Genomic DNA, 18,015 nt, shown 5'->3' with positions numbered 1-18,015 from the left:
CATGGCTATGTTAGAAAAAGTTCTGATCGCAAACCGGGGAGAGATTGCACTCCGCATTCTGCGCGCCTGTAAAGAGTTGGGCATCAAGACGGTCGCCATCCACTCACAAGTCGACCGTGACCTGATGCATGTACGCCTCGCGGATGAATCCGTGTGTATCGGCCCAAACAGCGCGACGGACAGCTACCTCAACATCCCCACCATTATCAGCGCGGCGGAAGTGACCGACTCTGTCGGCATTCACCCTGGCTACGGCTTCCTCGCCGAGAACGCCGATTTCGCCGAACAGGTGGAAAAAAGCGGCTTCCGCTTCATCGGCCCCAGAGCAGAAACCATTCGCCTCATGGGCAACAAGGTGTCCGCCATTAATGCAATGATCAAGGCGGGTGTTCCCACGGTTCCCGGTTCCGATGGTCCACTGACCGACGACGAGGAGCGCACCCTGCACATTGCCCGTGAGATCGGCTATCCGGTGATGATCAAGGCCGCGTCCGGTGGCGGTGGCCGTGGCATGCAGGTGGTTCACTCGGAAGCGGCACTGCTAAAGGGTGTTCAGATTACCCAAAGCGAAGCCCGCAATGCTTTTGGCGACCCGACGGTCTACCTCGAAAAGTTCCTGGAGCATCCACGGCACGTCGAAGTTCAGGTGCTGGCTGACATGCACGGCAACTGCATCCACCTGGGTGACCGCGACTGCTCCATGCAGCGCCGCAACCAGAAAGTGATTGAAGAGGCGCCGGCTCCGAATATCAACCCGGAATCCCGCGAGCGCACGCTCAAGGCCTGCGTCGACGCCTGCAAGGAAATCGGCTACGTCGGTGCCGGTACCTTCGAATTCCTGTATCAGGACGGTGAGTTCTATTTCATCGAGATGAACACGCGGGTGCAGGTGGAGCATCCTGTTTCCGAGATGGTCACCGGCGTGGATATTGTGCGCGAACAGCTCCGCGTTGCCAGCGGCCTGCCACTGCAATACACCCAGGACGATATCCGCATTTCCGGCCACGCTCTGGAATGCCGGATCAACGCCGAAGATCCCAAGACGTTCGTACCCAGTCCGGGCAAGGTCAAGCATTTCCATGCCCCCGGCGGCAACGGCATCCGGGTCGATTCGCACCTGTACAGCGGATACACGGTACCCCCGTACTACGATTCCCTGGTGGCCAAGCTGATCACCTGGGGCGATGACCGAGAGATTGCTCGTCGGCGCATGAAGAACGCCCTGGATGAGCTGGTTGTCGAAGGCATCAAGACCAATCAACCCCTGCATAGAAAACTGGTACGCGATGGTGGCTTTAAACAGGTAGACTTCACCATCCATTACCTGGAAAAACTGATGCGGGATTGAACCAAACATGCCTTGGATACAACTACAGATCCCAGCTGATCCGGACAACGCGGATCAGCTGGAAGATCTGCTCATGGAGATGGGTGCCGAAGCCGTCTCCATGGAAGACGCAGCTGACCAGCCGCTATACGAGCCCGACCCCGGCACCACCCCACTATGGCACCAGACCAGCGTCACCGGCCTGTTCGACTCGGAACGGGACATCGACCAGCTGTGCGCTGCGGTCAGCGATGCCTGGCATCAGCAGACCCAGCAATCCCTGCCAGAGATTGCCGTGTCCCTGGTGGAAGACAAGGACTGGGAGCGTGCCTGGATGGACGACTTTCAACCTTTGCAGTTCGGCGAACGGCTGTGGATTGTCCCCAGCTGGCACGACGCTCCCGACCCTGACGCGGCCAACCTGATGCTCGACCCCGGTCTGGCTTTTGGCACCGGCACCCATCCTACCACCGCCCTTTGCCTGCAGTGGCTGGACGGCCAGGACGTGCAGGATAAACAGGTAATCGATTACGGTTGCGGCTCCGGCATTCTCGGCCTGGCAGCGTTGTTACTGGGCGCTGATCACGTTATTGGCGTGGATACAGACCCACAGGCGCTGGAAGCCAGCCGCGACAACTCTCAGCGTAACGGCGTCGAAAACCGTCGCCTGGACCTGTACCTGCCCGAGCATGAACCCGATACCAAAGCGGATATCATGCTGGCCAACATCCTGGCCCAACCGCTGATCGGCCTTGCGCCGCATCTGGCCGCCCGGGTCAAACCCGGCGGCGACCTGGTGCTCTCCGGGATTCTGGCCAACCAGGCACGCGAGGTCATGGAGGCCTATGAACCCTGGTTTGTGATGGATGAGCCCGAACAACAGGAAGAGTGGATACGCCTCACAGGACGACGTAGCGACAGGTGACGAATCCATTGTGAACGACTAAACTCCGTGACTCGTAGCGAAGTCGCTTACAGGAACGAAGCATGACCCAAAGCAGCCTGCAGACACAGTGCCCCAATTGCGATACCCGGTTCCGGGTAACGGATGAGCAACTCAGCATTGCCAGAGGCAAAGTGCGCTGCGGAAACTGCATGGAAGTCTTCAACGCAGTGGAGCACCAGGTAAAACCCGCTGCGTCAACGACACCGTCGCAACCCACTCCGCCTGCTTCGCCGGATACAGAACCGGCCAGCTCCGCCAGCGGCTTCTCTGCAGACGATGATTTTGTCTTCGCCGACAATCCTGAAGAGGATGCAGAAGAAGGACGATACGCCGGCTCCCGGATGACCTTCTCCGACGATGAGCTCAGTGACAGCTTTCGGTCCGTTGACAAAGAAGCCAAATCGGAATTTGATGCCGAGGACAATCGTACCGACGATGATATCGATGAGAGCTGGGCCGAAGCCATGCTTGTCGACGATGACATCAGCGGAGGACACAGCGGTTTGTCAGCCACCCGTGAGCCTGAGCCACTGGCAGAACCCGATGACGAGCCGCAACCGGAAATCGAGCCTTCCGTCCCGCCCGGTGCGGGCAGTGAGTCCCAGGAAGATCAGACGCCATCCGAAGATGCGCCGGCTACTCCGACCGATACCGCCCTCGACCTCAGCCTCGAGCCCACAAGGGACCATCGAGAGACAGTGGCTGTCGAAAGCCCCGTAATAGATGAAGCCGACACGGAGGAGCCGCTGACATCCCACCATCCCTACAGCGACCTCCGGCGGGAACCCGTCTCCGTTCATCGCAGCTCCGGTGGACGCGTGCGTACGATAGCATGGAGCCTGGTGGTATTGGCACTGATGGGCGTATTGGTGGCTCAGGTTGCCTGGTTCCAGTTTGACCGTCTGTCCTCAATCCCTGAATTGAGGCCTTTTTACGAAAGAGGCTGCGAACTGGCCGGCTGTGAACTCAAGCCTCTGATTGACGTCGATGCCATCCAGAGTCGCAAACTGGTGGTTCGAACCAATCCCGACAACCGCAGCCAACTGCTGGTGGAAGCCGTGATTATCAATCGGGCCACGTTTTCTCAACCTTTCCCCGCCATTGCCCTCACCTTCTCCAACCTGAACGGAGACGTGGTTGCTCAAAGCGTGTTCACTCCGGATGAATACATCGCCGGCGAAGGTCATGAATTGTCAGCCATGCCAACGGACACGCCGGTGCGAATTGCGATCAATATCCGGGATCCGGGCAGGGATGCGGTGAACTACAACATTGCCTTTCGGGCCTACAACCCCGAGTAAGCCAACATTCACTCGTTAACCACGGCAGACGCCATCGAACAGACTAAAAGTCAACCAGAAAGCACGAAAAATAATCAATTTTTTCACCCCTTTGCCCCTTCAATCACCGGCGTCCCGGCGGTATCATTACCGCCCTTCGGATCAGGATCGGTCACTTATTGAGCAATCGTTCCATTCCGACCCTTGCTTAAACCGCTGTGACACGGACTCAGATCATGCTGCCAACGGCAAAAATCGGGCCGTACACCTTGCCCAACCCGCTGATTGTTGCACCCATGGCGGGTGTGACGGACCGCCCGTTCCGTCTGCTGTGCCGGAACATGGGAGCCGGGCTGGCCGTATCGGAAATGGTCATAGCGGACAGCAAGCTCTGGCACACGCGTAAATCCAGGACCCGCATGGACCATGCCGGCGAACCGGAACCCAGGTCGGTCCAGATTGCCGGCGGCGACCCCGAGATGCTGGCCCACGCCGCGAAACTGAATGCCGAGTACGGGGCCCAGATCATTGATATCAACATGGGTTGCCCCGCCAAGAAAGTCTGTAACAAGGCAGCGGGTTCCGCGCTGATGAAGGACGAAAGTCTAGTCAGAGAGATTCTGGAGGCCGTCGTCGCCGCCGTGGATATCCCCGTCACCCTGAAGATGAGGACTGGCTGGGACCGGGACCATCGTAACGCGCCCCTGATCGCGCGCATGGCAGAAGATGCAGGCATACAGGCACTGGCGGTTCACGGCCGCACTCGTAAGGACGCTTACAAAGGTGACGCCGAGTACGACACCATTGCGGAAGTAAAATCCCGCGTCAGCATTCCGGTGTTTGCCAACGGCGATATCACGTCCCCGGAGAAGGCAAAACTGGTACTCCAGCACACCGGCGCCGACGGTCTGTTGATTGGCCGGGCAGCTCAGGGCCGGCCCTGGATCTTCCGGGAAATCCTGCATTTCCTGGAGACCGGAAAACACCTGGCGGCGCCTCCGCTGGCCGAGGTAGAAGAGATCCTGACACAGCACCTGGATGCCCTGCACCAGTTTTATGGGGACTTCATGGGTGTGCGCATAGCCAGAAAGCACGTGGGCTGGTACCTGCAGTCACACGACGAGAGCAAACAGTTCCGCAAACGCTTCAACGCCCTGGACGAGGCGGCGGAGCAAAGAGACAGCATTCAACAGTACTTTGCAGGCTTACGAAATGGAGAGGTATTCGCAGCATGACCGCTGAGACTTTGGCAAACGACAACCTGAGCACATCGGCCAACGATGACATTCATCAGTTGCAGACGGTGAACAGCAGCGGCAACAGCGTCACCCTGCGTGACAGCGTAGAAGTTGCCCTGAAAAACTACTTTGCCCAGCTGGACGGAGCACCCGTCACAGAGGTGTATCAGCTGGTGCTGTCCGAAGTGGAGGCGCCCCTGTTGGAGCAGGTGATGAAGTACACCCGCAACAACCAGACCAAGGCCTCCACCATGCTTGGCCTGAATCGCGGCACCCTGCGCAAGAAGCTTAAGCAATACGGTCTGCTATAATCCAGCTACCCGATTGAAACGAGGGCCTCCCGGACACCATTCGCGAGGCCCTTATTCGTTCATCCCCAGCTAAAGAATGTGACCAACCCATGGCAAACCAGGCTAACACTCCCGTCCGTCGCGCGCTGATCAGCGTCAGTGACAAATCCGGCATTGTCGACTTCGGCCGTGCCCTGACCGAGCGCGGTATTGAACTGCTCTCCACCGGTGGTACTTTTCGCCTTCTGAAGGAAAACAACATTCCGGTCACCGAGGTGTCCGATTACACCGGCTTCCCGGAAATGATGGACGGCCGGGTGAAAACCCTGCACCCGAAAATCCATGGCGGCATTCTCGGTCGGCGGGGAACCGATGACAGCATTATGGGCGAACACGGCATTAACCCCATTGATATGGTGGTGGTGAACCTCTATCCGTTCGAAGACACCGTGGCCAATCCGGACTGTGACCTGCCCACCGCGATCGAAAACATCGATATCGGTGGCCCGACCATGGTGCGTGCCGCCGCCAAGAATCACAACGATGTGGCCATCGTGGTCAATGCATCGGACTACAGCCGGGTGCTGGCAGAGCTGGAAGAAAACGATGGTCAACTGACCTACAACACCCGCTTCGACCTGGCGGTCAAAGCCTTCGAGCACACCGCCGGCTACGACGGTGCCATCGCCAACTACCTTGGCGGGCGCACCCCGGACAATGACAACGCTGACTTCCCCCGCACCTTCAACGCCCAGTATGTAAAGGTTCAGGACATGCGTTATGGGGAAAACCCCCACCAGCGCGCCGCCTTCTACGCTGAGCGTAGTCCGAAGGAGGCCTGCGTTGCCACCGCCAAGCAGCTTCAGGGCAAAGAACTGTCCTACAACAATGTGGCTGACACCGATGCGGCACTGGAATGCGTGAAACCCTTCGCGGATCCCGCCTGCGTTATCGTCAAGCACGCGAACCCCTGTGGGGTTGCCATTGGTACCGACATTGGTCAGGCCTATGATCTGGCCTTTGCCACCGACCCCACATCTGCCTTTGGCGGCATCATCGCGTTTAACCGGGAACTGGATGCTGATACCGCCAAGGCCATTATTGACCGGCAGTTCGTGGAAGTAATCATTGCCCCGACTATCGCCCCGGAAGCGGTAGAACTGGTTGCAGCAAAGAAAAACGTGCGCCTGCTGGCCTGCGGCGAACTTGATGACGAGCGCGCCAAATCCATGGACTACAAGCGCGTCACCGGCGGCCTGCTGGTCCAGGACCGGGATCTGGGCATGGTGGCCATGGAAGACGTTAAGGTAGTGACTGAGCGTCAGCCTTCCGAGCAGGAACTGAACGACCTGCTGTTCGCCTGGGAAGTGGCCAAGTACGTCAAATCCAACGCCATTGTCTACGCCAGGGCCGGTCGCACCATCGGTGTCGGCGCTGGCCAGATGAGCCGCGTCTACAGCGCGAAAATTGCCGGCATCAAGGCCGCCGATGAAAACCTGGAAGTGAAAGGTTCCGTTATGGCTTCCGATGCCTTCTTCCCGTTCCGGGATGGCATCGACGCTGCCGCACAAGCCGGCATTACCGCCGTGATCCAGCCCGGTGGCTCCATGCGCGACCAGGAAGTGATCGACGCCGCTAACGAACATGGCATTGCCATGGTGTTCACCGGCATGCGCCATTTCCGGCATTAATCCGACAAACAGGAAAACGACTATGAATATTCTTGTTATTGGCGCCGGCGGCCGTGAACACGCACTGGCCTGGAAAGCCGCCCAGTCTGCGGATGCTGACCGGGTCTTCGTGGCCCCAGGCAACGCCGGCACCGCCCGGGAACCGGGCCTGGAGAACATCAACATCGACGTTATGGACCTGGACGGTCTGGCGGATTTTGCTGCCGCCAACAACGTGGGCCTGACCATTGTCGGTCCGGAGGCCCCTCTGGTCGCCGGTATCGTCGACAAGTTTGAAGCACGCGGCCTTCGGGTCTTTGGCCCCAGTGCCGGGGCGGCACAGCTGGAGGGCTCCAAGGCCTTCACCAAGGACTTCCTGGCACGCCAGAACATTCCCACCGCCGCTTACGCCAACTTTACCGATGTTGACGACGCCCTCGCCTATGTACGCGAACAAGGCGCTCCCATTGTGGTCAAGGCCGACGGCCTGGCGGCAGGCAAGGGCGTGATTGTGGCCATGACCCTGAAAGAAGCGGAAGACGCCATCCGTGACATGCTCGCCGGCAATGCCTTCGGTGACGCCGGTAGCCGGGTTGTCATCGAGGAATTCCTGGACGGCGAGGAAGCCAGCTTCATCGTCATGGTGGACGGCGAACACGTCCTGCCCATGGCTACTTCCCAGGATCACAAACGGGTTGGCGACGGAGACACCGGACCCAATACCGGTGGCATGGGCGCCTACTCACCGGCTCCGGTGGTGACGGCGGATATTCATCAGCGCATTATGGATGAGGTGATCTACCCGACCGTGCGTGGCATGGCGGCCGAAGGCCACCCGTACAAGGGCTTCCTGTACGCCGGCCTGATGATCGACAGCTCCGGCTCCCCCAAGGTGATTGAGTTCAACTGCCGCTTCGGCGACCCGGAAACCCAGCCGATCATGTTGCGCATGAAGTCCGATCTGGTGGAACTGTGTGGTGCCGCCATTGATGGCAAACTGGAACAGTGTGACTCCGAATGGGATGACCGCGCCTCTGTCGGCATTGTACTGGCGGCCGGTGGCTATCCTGGCAGTTACAACAAGGGCGACGCTATCTCCGGCCTGCCGGAAACCGAAACCGAAGGCGAAAAAGTATTCCACGCCGGGACTCGGCTAAACGGAGACCAGGTGGTCACCAACGGCGGACGAGTGCTCTGTGCAACGGCACTGGGCAATACCGTCACCGAAGCCCAACAGCGTGCCTACGAACTGGCCTCACAGATCCAATGGAATGGGGCGTTCTATCGCAAGGATATAGCATTCCGGGCCATCGCCCGGGAAACCGACTGAGACCGATCCAGACTACCTCTCCACAATCCCCGGCCTCCCCGGGGATTGTTTCCTTCTACACCCCCGACTCACTCCGGGCCCCCTCCGCGCATCTGGCCCATACTCCCAGTTGACTCTGTCATTAAACCCCCGTAATCTCCCGCCGACATTGTTGCAAATGATTATTATTTTAATACTCATATCCACATACGAATGGAGATCAACTGCATGTTCAAGCACTCCCCCTTGTCACTAGCAGTGGCAGTTTGCCTTGCTCCCGGCGCCAGCTGGGCGGCAAATAATGAAGAGCCCAAAGCCCTTCAGCCCATGGAAATCATTGGTGAGGCATCCGCGGCCCAGACACTGCCGGGATCCGGCTACGTTGTCGGTGAGGAACAGATGGAGGTTGAGGTCGTCACTGACATCCACCAGGTGCTGAAAACCGTCCCGGGTGTATACGTGCGTGAGGAAGAAGGCTATGGCCTGCGTCCCAATATAGGTATTCGCGGAGCCACTGCCGAGCGCAGCAGCAACGTGACACTGATGGAGGACGGTATCCTGATCGCTCCGGCGCCCTACTCCAATCCCGCTGCGTACTACTTCCCGACAATGAAGCGCATGTCCTCAGTTGAAGTGCTCAAGGGCGCCCCCCTGCTGCGTCATGGCCCGCAAACCACGGGCGGTGTCGTTAACCTGATTTCAACGCCAATTCCCGAAAAGCGTCAGGGGCAGCTGGAAGCCGTTACCAATGAGCGAGGCTCCACAGACGTTCATGCAAGCTTCGGTGATGTAGCTGGCGATTGGGGATACCTGCTGGAGACCGTGCAGCGCTCTGGACAGGGTTTCAAGAATATTGATAGCAGCAACCGCGATACCGGTTTCGATATCGAGGACTATGTTGGCAAGGTCCGTTGGCAGGGTGAACGCCAGAGCGTAATCGCCAAACTGCAGTACTCCGAGGAGACTTCCAATGCCAGCTACCTTGGCCTCACCGATGCAGACTTTGACCAGGACCCTGATCGCCGCTATGGCCTGTCCAGCATCGATCAGATGAACAACGAACATTACGGCTTCAGCCTGACCCACCAATTTGCCTGGACGGACACTCTGAGCAGTACCACCACCCTCTACCGCAACGAGTTCGAGAGAAACTGGTTCAAACTCAGCGGTGGCGGAACCTTCGTCGATCAGGCAAACGCCGGTGACGCTATTGCTCAGGGCATTCTCGACGGTAACGTGGACGTCGCTGGACTTGATTACAAAAACAACGCCCGTGAATACGTGTCCGAAGGTCTGCAGACCAACGTCGACATCGACCTGGGCGCACACCGGGTTTCCGTCGGCGCCCGTTACCACGAAGATGAAATGGACCGCTTCCAGCCGGTAGATGTTTACGACCAGGTCAACGGCTCCCTCGTGTTCCAGAACACCGTTGCTCCCACCGGTGGCAATAACCGCTTCGAGACCGGCGAGGCCCTGAGCCTCTGGATTCTTGACAGCTGGCAGGCTACCGACAGGCTCGCCCTGAACTTCGCCCTCCGCTACGAGGACGTGGAAACCAGCCGCACTCAGTACGCCGACGCAGGGCGCACGACCGTAGACGGTACCCGCAGCAACAACAGCAGCGAGCTTCTGCCAGGCGCTTCCTTCACCTACGATCTGTCCCAAAGCTGGCAGGTACTCGGTGGCGTGCATCGCGGCTTCTCCCCCCTTGGTGGCGGCGCTAAAGAAAATGAAGATCCGGAAACCAGTGACAACTATGAGCTCGGTGCCCGCTACTTTGGCGAGGCATTCTTTGCAGAGATGATCGGCTTCTACAGCGACTTCTCCAACAAAGCAGAGAACTGTTCTGTGGGCTCCCCCTGTAGCAATGGCGCCACGTCAGGCAGCTTTGTAACGGGTGAGGCGGAGATTGCCGGTGTCGAATTCCAACTGGAGACCGGAACCCGGGCCGGTGAGTTCTATGTGCCCGTCAACTTCACCTACACGTACACACAGGCGGAAATCAGTAAAGATAATGCTGCATCGGGCCTGCAGAAGGGTGAGCAACTCAAGGACGTACCCGAGAACCAGCTGAGCCTGCGGGTAGGTCTTGAGCATCAGAATGGCTGGGACAACTACCTGGTGGCCAGTTATCTGGATGAGATGTGTGTCAGCGCAGGCTGCAACAACACATCCACCAGCCTGGATGAAACCGAGTCCCTGTTCGTTGTCGACTATATCAGCCGCTACGCCCTAACACCGAGCGCAGATGTCTTCTTCAAGGTAGACAACCTGCTCGACGAACGGAGCATTGTGTCACGACTGCCCGATGGCGCTCGGCCGAACCTGCCGCGCACAGCGTCGCTGGGCGTGAGCGTCAGTTTCTGAGCCCAGCCTCACGTCTCCACTCAGGTATTTCGCCCGGTCATTGACCGGGCTTTTTTTTGCGGTACTGTTAGCAACCCGAGTTTGATAGAAGGAACTGCGCATGCACCGGTCTTCACTTCCCATTGTCCTGCTGATTTTCATCAGCCTGTTTCTGACAGCCTGCTCCCGTCAGAGTATTTATGAGACGGCCATCGAATGGGAACGTTCCCGCGCCGGGCTGACGGAGGACCGCATCCAGATTGGTGAGCTGGACATCGCCTATCTACGAAATCAAAAGATCACCAATGGTACTCCTGTGGTTCTATTACACGGTTTTGGAGCCAATAAAGACAACTGGATCCGCTTTGCCGGAGAGCTGACCGACGACTTCAACGTCTATGCCATCGACCTACCCGGTCACGGTGACAGCAGTAAGGAACTGGACCTTGGTTACCGTTTCGAGGATCAGGTGCAGCACGTGTCCCGCATTATAGCCGCGCTGGACATCGACCAGCCGCACATGATGGGCAACTCCATGGGGGGAGCCATCACTGCCCTCTATGCCGCAACCTTTCCCGGCCAGGTCCGTTCTGCAGTCCTGTTCGATCCGGCCGGAATCTTCGAGTATGACAGTGAGCTCGTGGAGCTGGTGACAGAAGGGGATAACCCATTGATTCCCAAGAAGCCCGGGGATTTCGATCGGCTTCTGGACTTTGCCCTGGAAAAAAGGCCATTTGCGCCCTGGCCGATCCTCGATGTGATGGAAGAAAAAGCCATCGCCAACCGTGAAGTCAATGAGGTGATCTTCGCCGCCATTCGGGACAGCGGCTACGAACCAGGTTTCCGCAACGACATCGAGCGCATTGAGGCACCGGTACTGGTAGTGTGGGGAAAGAAAGACCGCGTAATCAATTATCGCAATTCCGATATTTTTGTCGAGCGCATTCCCCATGCCCGAAAGGTCCTATTGGATGGCGTAGGCCATGCACCCATGATAGAAGTGCCGGAAGAATCCGCTAGACTGTTCCGACAGTTCATTCAATCCAGTAATTGATCCAACAGAAGACCACCATGCCCGAAGCTATCTGGATTACATTCGCCTTTGGCCTGGGGCTATTGGTGAAAACCGTTGGTTTGCCGCCCTTGGTCGGATACCTGGCGGCCGGGTTCTTGCTAAGTGGTCTGGCAGCCCCCCTTAACATTACGGTGGAGGCGACCAACGCACTGGAGCATATTGCTCATCTCGGTGTCCTGTTGTTGCTGTTCACCGTGGGGCTCAAACTCAAGCTGCGCTCCATCATCAGCACCGAGGTCATAGGCGGCAGCCTGTTCCACTTTGCGATCACCTGTGCTGTGTTTGCGCCAGGACTGCACTGGTTGATGGACCTGACATGGCAGACTGCCGTGTTACTGTCCATTGCCCTGTCTTTTTCCAGTACCGTACTCGCTGCCAAGGTTCTGGAAAGCAAACGGGAACTGCGGGCGTTTCATGGCCGTGTCGCCATTGGCATCCTGATCATGCAGGACCTGATCGCCCTGGTCGTCATGAGCCTGGCTGCTGGACAGACACCTTCGCAATGGGCACTCGTGGTCTTTGGCCTGCCCCTGCTCCGCCCCCTCCTTTTCCGGCTTTTGGACGCCAGCGGCCACGACGAGTTGCTGGTCCTTCTGGGACTGTTGCTAGCCCTGGCCCTCGGAGGGCTTGGTTTTGAGGCCGTCGGCTTAAGCCCGGAACTGGGGGCCCTGGTGTTTGGCGCCATGCTTGCCAACCACCCGCGTTCCCAGGAGCTGTCCAAGTCCCTGTGGAGCGTCAAGGAAGTTTTCCTGGTCGGTTTTTTCCTGCAGATCGGCATCGGGGGACTGCCGGACGGCAACGCATTGTTATTCGCTCTGATCGCATCACTGGTGTTGCCGTTAAAAGGCGCGCTGTTCTTCTTTCTGTTACTCGCCTTCCGGCTGCGAGCCCGCAGCAGCTTTCTGAGCGCCCTGTCGCTCACCAATTACAGCGAGTTTGGACTGATTGTCGCCAGTGTCGCTCTGCCAGAGTGGCTGGTGCCACTCGCCCTCACGGTCGCGATTTCCTTCCTTGTTTCCGCGCCGGTCAATCGCTTTGCCCACACGCTCTATGAGCGCTTCAATACCCGCCTGACGCCTTACGAGGGCAGACGCCATCACCCGGACGAACAGCCGATCTCCCTGGGAAGCACAAAAGTACTGATCATGGGGATGGGACGGACAGGCACTGCAGCCTACGACCACCTGTCGGACGAAGAACCCCGTGTTATGGGGCTCGACTCTGACCCGGCTAAAGTATCCCAGCACCAGAAAGCCGACCGTAATGTGGTCTTCGCAGACGCAGAGGACATCTCCTTCTGGCAGGGTCTCCATATGCCGGCTGTTGAGGCAGTTATCCTTACTATGGGTGATATAGAGGGCAAGCTCATTGCCGCCAGGAATCTCCGCAAGAAGGGCTTTTCCGGATACATTGTGGCTCACACTCTGTACGAGGATGAAGCCCAGCAGATCCGCGCGGCAGGCGCAGACCAGGCCTACCTCACTATGAGTGAAACCGGCGTGGCGCTGGCCAGCCAATTGAAAAAACGGCAGAGTAAGCCGCCGCACAGCAACAGAGCCGAGTCCTGATGTCGGCGCCAGCGAAGTCCAGCGGCAGCCGGATGACCCAGATGACCTGCCTACACGAGCAACGTCTGGACCTCGCCTTTCAGGCACTCAAGGCAACCGGAGCCACCCGTGTGCTGGATCTCGGGTGTGGCTCTGGCTCCCTGTTGTACCGACTGCTTTCCGACCCCCAATTTCAGGAAGTAACCGGACTGGAAAACTCCGGCCTTTCATTGCAACAGGCCCGCACGATCCTGGCCACCTACCTTTCCGAGAGTGCCCCCCGTATCCAGCTGATCCGCGGCTCCTATGCCGAGAGTAACCCGGCGCTGGCCGGATATGATGCAGCCGCCATGGTGGAAACCATTGAACATGTGCATCCCGGGGCACTCTCCCGGGTAGAAACAGTGGTTTTTGGAGAATACCGGCCACGCTACCTGTTCATGACCACACCTAATCGTGAATACAACCCGCTGTTTGGTTTGGCGGCCGATCAATTTCGCGAGGAGGACCACCGGTTCGAATGGGATCGCTGCAAGTTTCGTCGCTGGGCCAGTGGTGTAGCAAAACGCAATGGCTATCAGGTGGAGTTTGGCGGCATCGGGGAATGCCATCCGGAATTTGGCCACCCAACTCAGACAGCGGTCTTCACCCAACGGGACTGAATCCGACGAATACCCTATTTAGGGGATTTTGCCTCGCCTTGCTTTTGCAATAGTCACCCGGCAAACACCAATAAATCGATACGGGTGATCGAAATGCATTCATTCAAACGGTTAGCATTGTTATCGGCGATTACGGCCAGTCTGGCGGTTACCGGCTGCAGTAATTCGTCCAGCAGCAGCGACGATACGGCGGACACAACAGGCACAGAGGTAGGCGGCAAAGTAACAGCGCCAGGCGGCATGGTCGCCCAGCTGGAATCAAGGTCTCCGCTTGAGGTGGCGGTTGCGTTTTTTGTTCCAGGCGCTGCTGCAGCCATCACCGGACTCGAGCCAGTGGACGGAGCGGATGTCGAACTCATCCGTGTTGATAACGCCGGTAACCAGGTCGGTGACGTGCTGGCCCGGACAACCACCTCCATCACCGGCGACTACACCCTGACAGTGCCCGATGGTACCAGCCTTGCCGGCAATCTCATTGTGCGGATAACCGGCAGCAACAACCAACAATTACGCTCCCAGGTGGTCGACCAGGAGGTGGACATTGATCCGATATCGGAGTTTGTCCTGCAGAAATTTATCGACAGGGGAGCCGATCTCGACAGCCTGGAAACCGATAAAGTTGTCAAGTTGCGCGGCCAGGCGGATGAATTTGACCTGACCGCAGAGGCGGATCTTTCGTCAATGTTCGCCAAACTGGATGAGGAAATCGGTGACTTCGTCGAAGGCCAGGTGGATTCCATTTCCACACCCGAAGGGGACGTCACTGAAATCGCCGGCGATTTTCGCAGCTCTGCCCTGAACCTGGAGTTGCACGATTCCGATGGTCAGGGCTTTGGCAGCTTCGCCACCGATACATACAGTGACGATTTCACCTTTACTGACAACGGTGATGGCGAGGTGGGCGTGACCCTGAGCGCCAATGCCTCGGCCTACGCCTTCCTGGGCGGCGCCGACGATGGCAGCGCGATGGTGGAGTACTTCCCGGAACTCGCGGATAACGAGACTGAGTCCTTCACCGGCACCTACAGCAGCAATGGCGTGCTGACGCTGGATGGCGAGTTCGAAGAGGATATCGATGGCGACTTCGGCTTCCGCCACCCACCCGTGACCTATCGGCTGCAGAAGAACACAGAGAACAACCTGTTCTTCCTGCTTGCGCAGGAGGCCGCGGTCCGCTACCGCACCATCGACACCGATGAAGACGGTGAGAAAGATGCCGTCGACCCGGATCAGAAGGACGGTGACGAAGTCATGCGCTCCCTGGAATACTTTGCCCGCCTGCCAGAAAACGCCACAAACAGCGACCTGAGTGGTGATTTTGGTTTGATCAGCCTGTCCACTTACCTGGAAGAGGGCGCCGGCATTCGTGTCGAGAGCGAACAAAGCACGGTCAACTTTGACGGTGCCGGTAACTTTACCCTGAGCGGTGGCAGTCTTCTTGAAATCAACCGCGACGCCACCGGCGGCACTACCACACTGTCCAGCACCCCTGATGGTGGATCAGGATCTATCACTTTGGAGGCTGATGGCACCATCAGCGATATCGGAGGGCCAGCCAATGGCTTTATCAACGATACCTTCGACTTCCTGGCTGTACCGGATTTCGACGGGGCCAACCCCAACGATGGCACTGACTTCGCAGATATCCAGCATACCCTGATGGTCAAACTACCAGACGGCTCGGCACCGAGCCTGACCGACCGCACCTACCGGGTATTTTTGCTGTCGGTGACCTTCAGGGACAATGGCAGCATTTTCCTCAACAACACGGGCTTTGACTCCACCGTGACCTTCACCAACGAAACAGCGGCGGAGATTACGGCCGATTATGTCTCCGTCGTGAAAAGTGGAGGTCTCGCCGCGGAAGTGGGCAAAGAGACCTTTGCGCTGGATAATACTCTGGATGTCAGCGTCACCGGTGGCGGAGCACTCAGCATGAGCGCGTCCCAGGCCAGTGGTGGAGACGGTGTAACCACCATGGATGGCTTCATCAGCCACGATGGGTCCCTGGGCGTGCTACGTACGTCTTTTGATCCAGACGGCACGGGACCAGTAGCTTTCGAAGAACTGGGACTGGTCGTTTTGGTCGAGCTACCCTGATTCTTCCCAAGCAATGCGAGGGCGAACTTGGCGCCCCCGCATTGCTTGGCAATCTACCTGTTATCAGATCATACCCGGGCTCAGCGAACTCTTCGCCAGGCCGTCAGCTCGGCAATCGTGTGCTGAAACTTGCGCCGGGTTTCCCGGATCACAAATGTCACATCCATCGGGGGCTGGATCAGCTCGAAATGATCGGACAATATGTCCCGCATGCCATCCAATACACTCCTCGGTTGCCCGTTCAGTTCGAAACCGCCAATCCAGTTGTTTCGGGGTGTGAATTCCTCCATCAGGGTGTAGGGGGAACTGATAACCAGTGTACCTCCTATCGCAAGACGTTCGTGGATGCCGGCAAGAAACGATCCGGGGGCCTGTAGCCGGTCGATCAAGTTACCAGCAAAAATCAGGTCATAATCCTGATGTTCCGCCGACAGCTGACAGGCATCTTCCGTGGCGAACGACACCCGCTCGGCGGCCCTGGCCAGGCCCAGCTCTTCCAGGCTTATGGTCACTCGCTCACCCAGTTCACCTTCATCCCGGCGGAAGTAATCGATTTCACCGTGTTGCTTGAGGTGATGGGCGGCATCCACAAACCGCTTGGAAAGATCGATGCCCACGACCTCTTCAAACACCCGGCCCAGTTCAAAGGCCGTGCGGCCCACGGCGCACCCCAGATCCAGCGCTTTGCGCTTGTCCCGCCCAGCCATCATTTCCTGACAGATACCGGCACATCGTGCGGGGTAATTACTCACGCCAAAATAGTGATCGCCGAAATGAAATCCCAAATACTGACTGAGCAGTTCATCGGTTTCGTACACGTTCATGGTTGGTCCTCAGCAGTGTTTCGGTCACGCACAACTGCGGAACCCGGTGTAGACGTCGCTTCTCATGGGCAGATACGCCTGCCGATAGGTACCCCGAATCAGTGAGGCGGACGTGGCGCAGCTGCCACCGCGTGTGACCTTGTGGTCACCGAACTGCAGTGTCGACATGAATGGGTACATATCGATCCTGAAGCCGTCGTAGGGGAAAAACTGGCTACTGGTCCATTCCCAGACAGTACCGATCATCTGGCGACAACCAAACGGGCTCTCTCCCTCAGGGTAATCCCAGACCGGATTTTGTGCCATGGTGCGACCACTCATATCGGCACGTGCCGGGCCCACCGGGTCGTTCCCCCAGGGGAATCGGCGGAAAGGCTCACCAGGCCGGTTACCCAACGCTGCGACTTCCCACTCATATTCAGTCGGCAGCCTCCGGCCAGCCCAACGACACCAAGCTTCCGCTTCCCAGTAGCTCACATGGATCACCGGAGCGTCCAGGTTCAGCGGTTGCCAGTCATCGAAAAGGCGCTCCTGCCATTGGTTGTCGTGCCAGCGCCAGTAGAGCGGCTGTTTCGGCAGGTGCATCAGCGGACCGGCACAGTTATGGACCAGTGAAACATCGATCTCGGTCTGCAGCCACTTGCGCCCCCCGAAGGACCAGAGTTCGGGGCGCCGGTATCCACCATCCTCGACAAAATCGAGAAACTCCCGATTGGACACCGGTAGACGGGAGATCGCGAAGGACTCCAGCTCCACCTCAAAACCGGGCTTCTCATTATCAAATGCAAAATCATTGGTAGCGTATTCCGGGGACTCGCCGGGCATCCCGATCACCCATCGACCTGCCGGGATGGTGACATCGCCGTCAACCCGGTCGCCGGGCGCAACGCGTTCAGGATTATGGTCGGGAGGTGCGGGATACCCCACTGTCTGTCGGCACCAAATCAATGACTCGATATGCATGTTCTGGTGGAAGATGGCGTAACGGTACAGATACAGTTCCTCGTCGGTCAGCGGCTTACTGTTAATCCGCTCCTTCAGACGATCATAGATGGTATCGAAATAGGCCAGGGTGTCCTCACGGCCAGGGAACAGCTCCCGGCACCAGCGATCCTTGTGGTCAACATGGAACGAATCCCACAGGTCATCCATGGAGGGATCATAGCTTGACGTTCCATCCAACAGGTTAAACACAAACACTTCGTAGAAAAAAACGGCATGCCCCATCTCCCACAATGGGGGATTAACGCCAGGGTGATAGGGCACATCAAGCATGTCATCTGGCAACGAGGTAATCAGCGCCCGTGTACGTTGTCGGGTATGATCCAGTTCGGCCAACAGGGTTGCTTTGTCCACGCTCTCGCTCTCCATACACGCCGGTCTGATAGTACGATAACA

The 18,015-nt window shown here is 58.0% G+C and carries 14 protein-coding genes; 12 read left to right on the top strand and 2 right to left on the bottom strand.

From position 1 onward, the window contains the following. Position 1 precedes the first annotated feature (1 nt). The 12 genes from accC to Q0Y21_RS00650 all read left to right on the top strand — a co-directional run bounded on the left by accC (position 2) and on the right by Q0Y21_RS00650 (position 15,793). Positions 2-1,348, top strand: a complete 1,347-nt coding sequence (gene accC / locus Q0Y21_RS00705; RefSeq protein WP_297790575.1) for an acetyl-CoA carboxylase biotin carboxylase subunit — start codon at positions 2-4, stop codon at positions 1,346-1,348. 7 nt (positions 1,349-1,355) lie between these two features. Beyond that, positions 1,356-2,252 carry a 50S ribosomal protein L11 methyltransferase gene (gene prmA / locus Q0Y21_RS00700; protein WP_297790573.1) on the top strand — a complete coding sequence of 299 codons (897 nt, stop codon included), beginning with the start codon at positions 1,356-1,358 and terminating at the stop codon, positions 2,250-2,252. A gap of 62 nt (positions 2,253-2,314) precedes the next feature. Beyond that, positions 2,315-3,574 carry a DUF3426 domain-containing protein gene (locus Q0Y21_RS00695; RefSeq protein ID WP_297790571.1) on the top strand — a complete coding sequence of 420 codons (1,260 nt, stop codon included), beginning with the start codon at positions 2,315-2,317 and terminating at the stop codon, positions 3,572-3,574. Between the two features lie 218 nt (positions 3,575-3,792). Continuing rightward, complete coding sequence (gene dusB / locus Q0Y21_RS00690; RefSeq protein ID WP_297792447.1) at positions 3,793-4,788, top strand: tRNA dihydrouridine synthase DusB; 996 nt, start codon at positions 3,793-3,795, stop codon at positions 4,786-4,788. Next, a complete protein-coding gene (fis, locus tag Q0Y21_RS00685; RefSeq protein WP_297790569.1) occupies positions 4,785-5,102 on the top strand; it encodes a DNA-binding transcriptional regulator Fis in 318 nt (105 codons plus the stop codon). Before dusB ends, fis begins: the two co-directional genes overlap by 4 nt. Positions 5,103-5,191: 89 nt before the next feature. Then, positions 5,192-6,772 (top strand): bifunctional phosphoribosylaminoimidazolecarboxamide formyltransferase/IMP cyclohydrolase, encoded by a 1,581-nt coding sequence (purH, locus tag Q0Y21_RS00680; protein WP_297790567.1) that lies wholly within the window; start codon positions 5,192-5,194, stop codon positions 6,770-6,772. Positions 6,773-6,794: 22 nt separating this feature from the next. Next, entirely contained in the window at positions 6,795-8,081 is a 1,287-nt protein-coding gene (purD, locus tag Q0Y21_RS00675; RefSeq protein ID WP_297790565.1) for a phosphoribosylamine--glycine ligase, read from the top strand. A gap of 207 nt (positions 8,082-8,288) precedes the next feature. After that, positions 8,289-10,430 carry a TonB-dependent receptor gene (locus tag Q0Y21_RS00670; protein WP_297790563.1) on the top strand — a complete coding sequence of 714 codons (2,142 nt, stop codon included), beginning with the start codon at positions 8,289-8,291 and terminating at the stop codon, positions 10,428-10,430. 100 nt (positions 10,431-10,530) lie between these two features. Continuing rightward, complete coding sequence (locus Q0Y21_RS00665; protein ID WP_297790561.1) at positions 10,531-11,463, top strand: alpha/beta fold hydrolase; 933 nt, start codon at positions 10,531-10,533, stop codon at positions 11,461-11,463. Positions 11,464-11,480: 17 nt separating this feature from the next. Beyond that, positions 11,481-13,052, top strand: coding sequence for a cation:proton antiporter family protein (locus Q0Y21_RS00660; RefSeq protein WP_297790560.1), 1,572 nt, complete (start codon positions 11,481-11,483; stop codon positions 13,050-13,052). After that, positions 13,052-13,693: a methyltransferase domain-containing protein gene (locus Q0Y21_RS00655; protein ID WP_297790558.1), complete on the top strand. Its 642-nt coding sequence runs from the start codon at positions 13,052-13,054 to the stop codon at positions 13,691-13,693. The genes Q0Y21_RS00660 and Q0Y21_RS00655 overlap by 1 nt, the downstream gene beginning before the upstream one ends. Before the next feature lie 93 nt (positions 13,694-13,786). Continuing rightward, positions 13,787-15,793, top strand: coding sequence for a hypothetical protein (locus Q0Y21_RS00650; RefSeq protein WP_297790556.1), 2,007 nt, complete (start codon positions 13,787-13,789; stop codon positions 15,791-15,793). Between the two features lie 80 nt (positions 15,794-15,873). On the opposite strand, the gene Q0Y21_RS00645 is transcribed toward Q0Y21_RS00650, so the two are convergent. Together Q0Y21_RS00645 and senA are read right to left on the bottom strand one after the other, a co-directional pair. Further along, a complete protein-coding gene (locus tag Q0Y21_RS00645; protein ID WP_297790554.1) occupies positions 15,874-16,617 on the bottom strand; it encodes a putative 4-mercaptohistidine N1-methyltransferase in 744 nt (247 codons plus the stop codon). Between the two features lie 24 nt (positions 16,618-16,641). Beyond that, positions 16,642-17,973: a selenoneine synthase SenA gene (gene senA / locus Q0Y21_RS00640; protein WP_297790552.1), complete on the bottom strand. Its 1,332-nt coding sequence runs from the start codon at positions 17,971-17,973 to the stop codon at positions 16,642-16,644. Between the last annotated feature and the right edge of the window lie 42 nt (positions 17,974-18,015).

Origin of the sequence: uncultured Marinobacter sp. (assembly GCF_947259545.1) — a bacterium.
Taxonomy (GTDB): Bacteria; Pseudomonadota; Gammaproteobacteria; order Pseudomonadales; family Oleiphilaceae; genus Marinobacter.
The sequence above is the reverse complement of the archived record's forward strand: the minus strand, read 5'-3'. Positions and strand labels throughout refer to the sequence as shown.

Bases quoted from the DNA above. Each gene is read 5' to 3' on its own strand.
- Q0Y21_RS00650 (WP_297790556.1), top strand. From the start codon at position 13,787: ATGCATTCATTCAAACGGTTAGCATTGTTATCGGCGATTACGGCCAGT.
- Q0Y21_RS00665 (WP_297790561.1), top strand. From the start codon at position 10,531: ATGCACCGGTCTTCACTTCCCATTGTCCTGCTGATTTTCATCAGCCTG.
- prmA (WP_297790573.1), top strand. From the start codon at position 1,356: ATGCCTTGGATACAACTACAGATCCCAGCTGATCCGGACAACGCGGAT.
- Q0Y21_RS00670 (WP_297790563.1), top strand. From the start codon at position 8,289: ATGTTCAAGCACTCCCCCTTGTCACTAGCAGTGGCAGTTTGCCTTGCT.
- Q0Y21_RS00695 (WP_297790571.1), top strand. From the start codon at position 2,315: ATGACCCAAAGCAGCCTGCAGACACAGTGCCCCAATTGCGATACCCGG.
- accC (WP_297790575.1), top strand. From the start codon at position 2: ATGGCTATGTTAGAAAAAGTTCTGATCGCAAACCGGGGAGAGATTGCA.
- Q0Y21_RS00660 (WP_297790560.1), top strand. From the start codon at position 11,481: ATGCCCGAAGCTATCTGGATTACATTCGCCTTTGGCCTGGGGCTATTG.
- Q0Y21_RS00645 (WP_297790554.1), bottom strand. From the start codon at position 16,617: ATGAACGTGTACGAAACCGATGAACTGCTCAGTCAGTATTTGGGATTT.
- fis (WP_297790569.1), top strand. From the start codon at position 4,785: ATGACCGCTGAGACTTTGGCAAACGACAACCTGAGCACATCGGCCAAC.
- purD (WP_297790565.1), top strand. From the start codon at position 6,795: ATGAATATTCTTGTTATTGGCGCCGGCGGCCGTGAACACGCACTGGCC.
- purH (WP_297790567.1), top strand. From the start codon at position 5,192: ATGGCAAACCAGGCTAACACTCCCGTCCGTCGCGCGCTGATCAGCGTC.
- Q0Y21_RS00655 (WP_297790558.1), top strand. From the start codon at position 13,052: ATGTCGGCGCCAGCGAAGTCCAGCGGCAGCCGGATGACCCAGATGACC.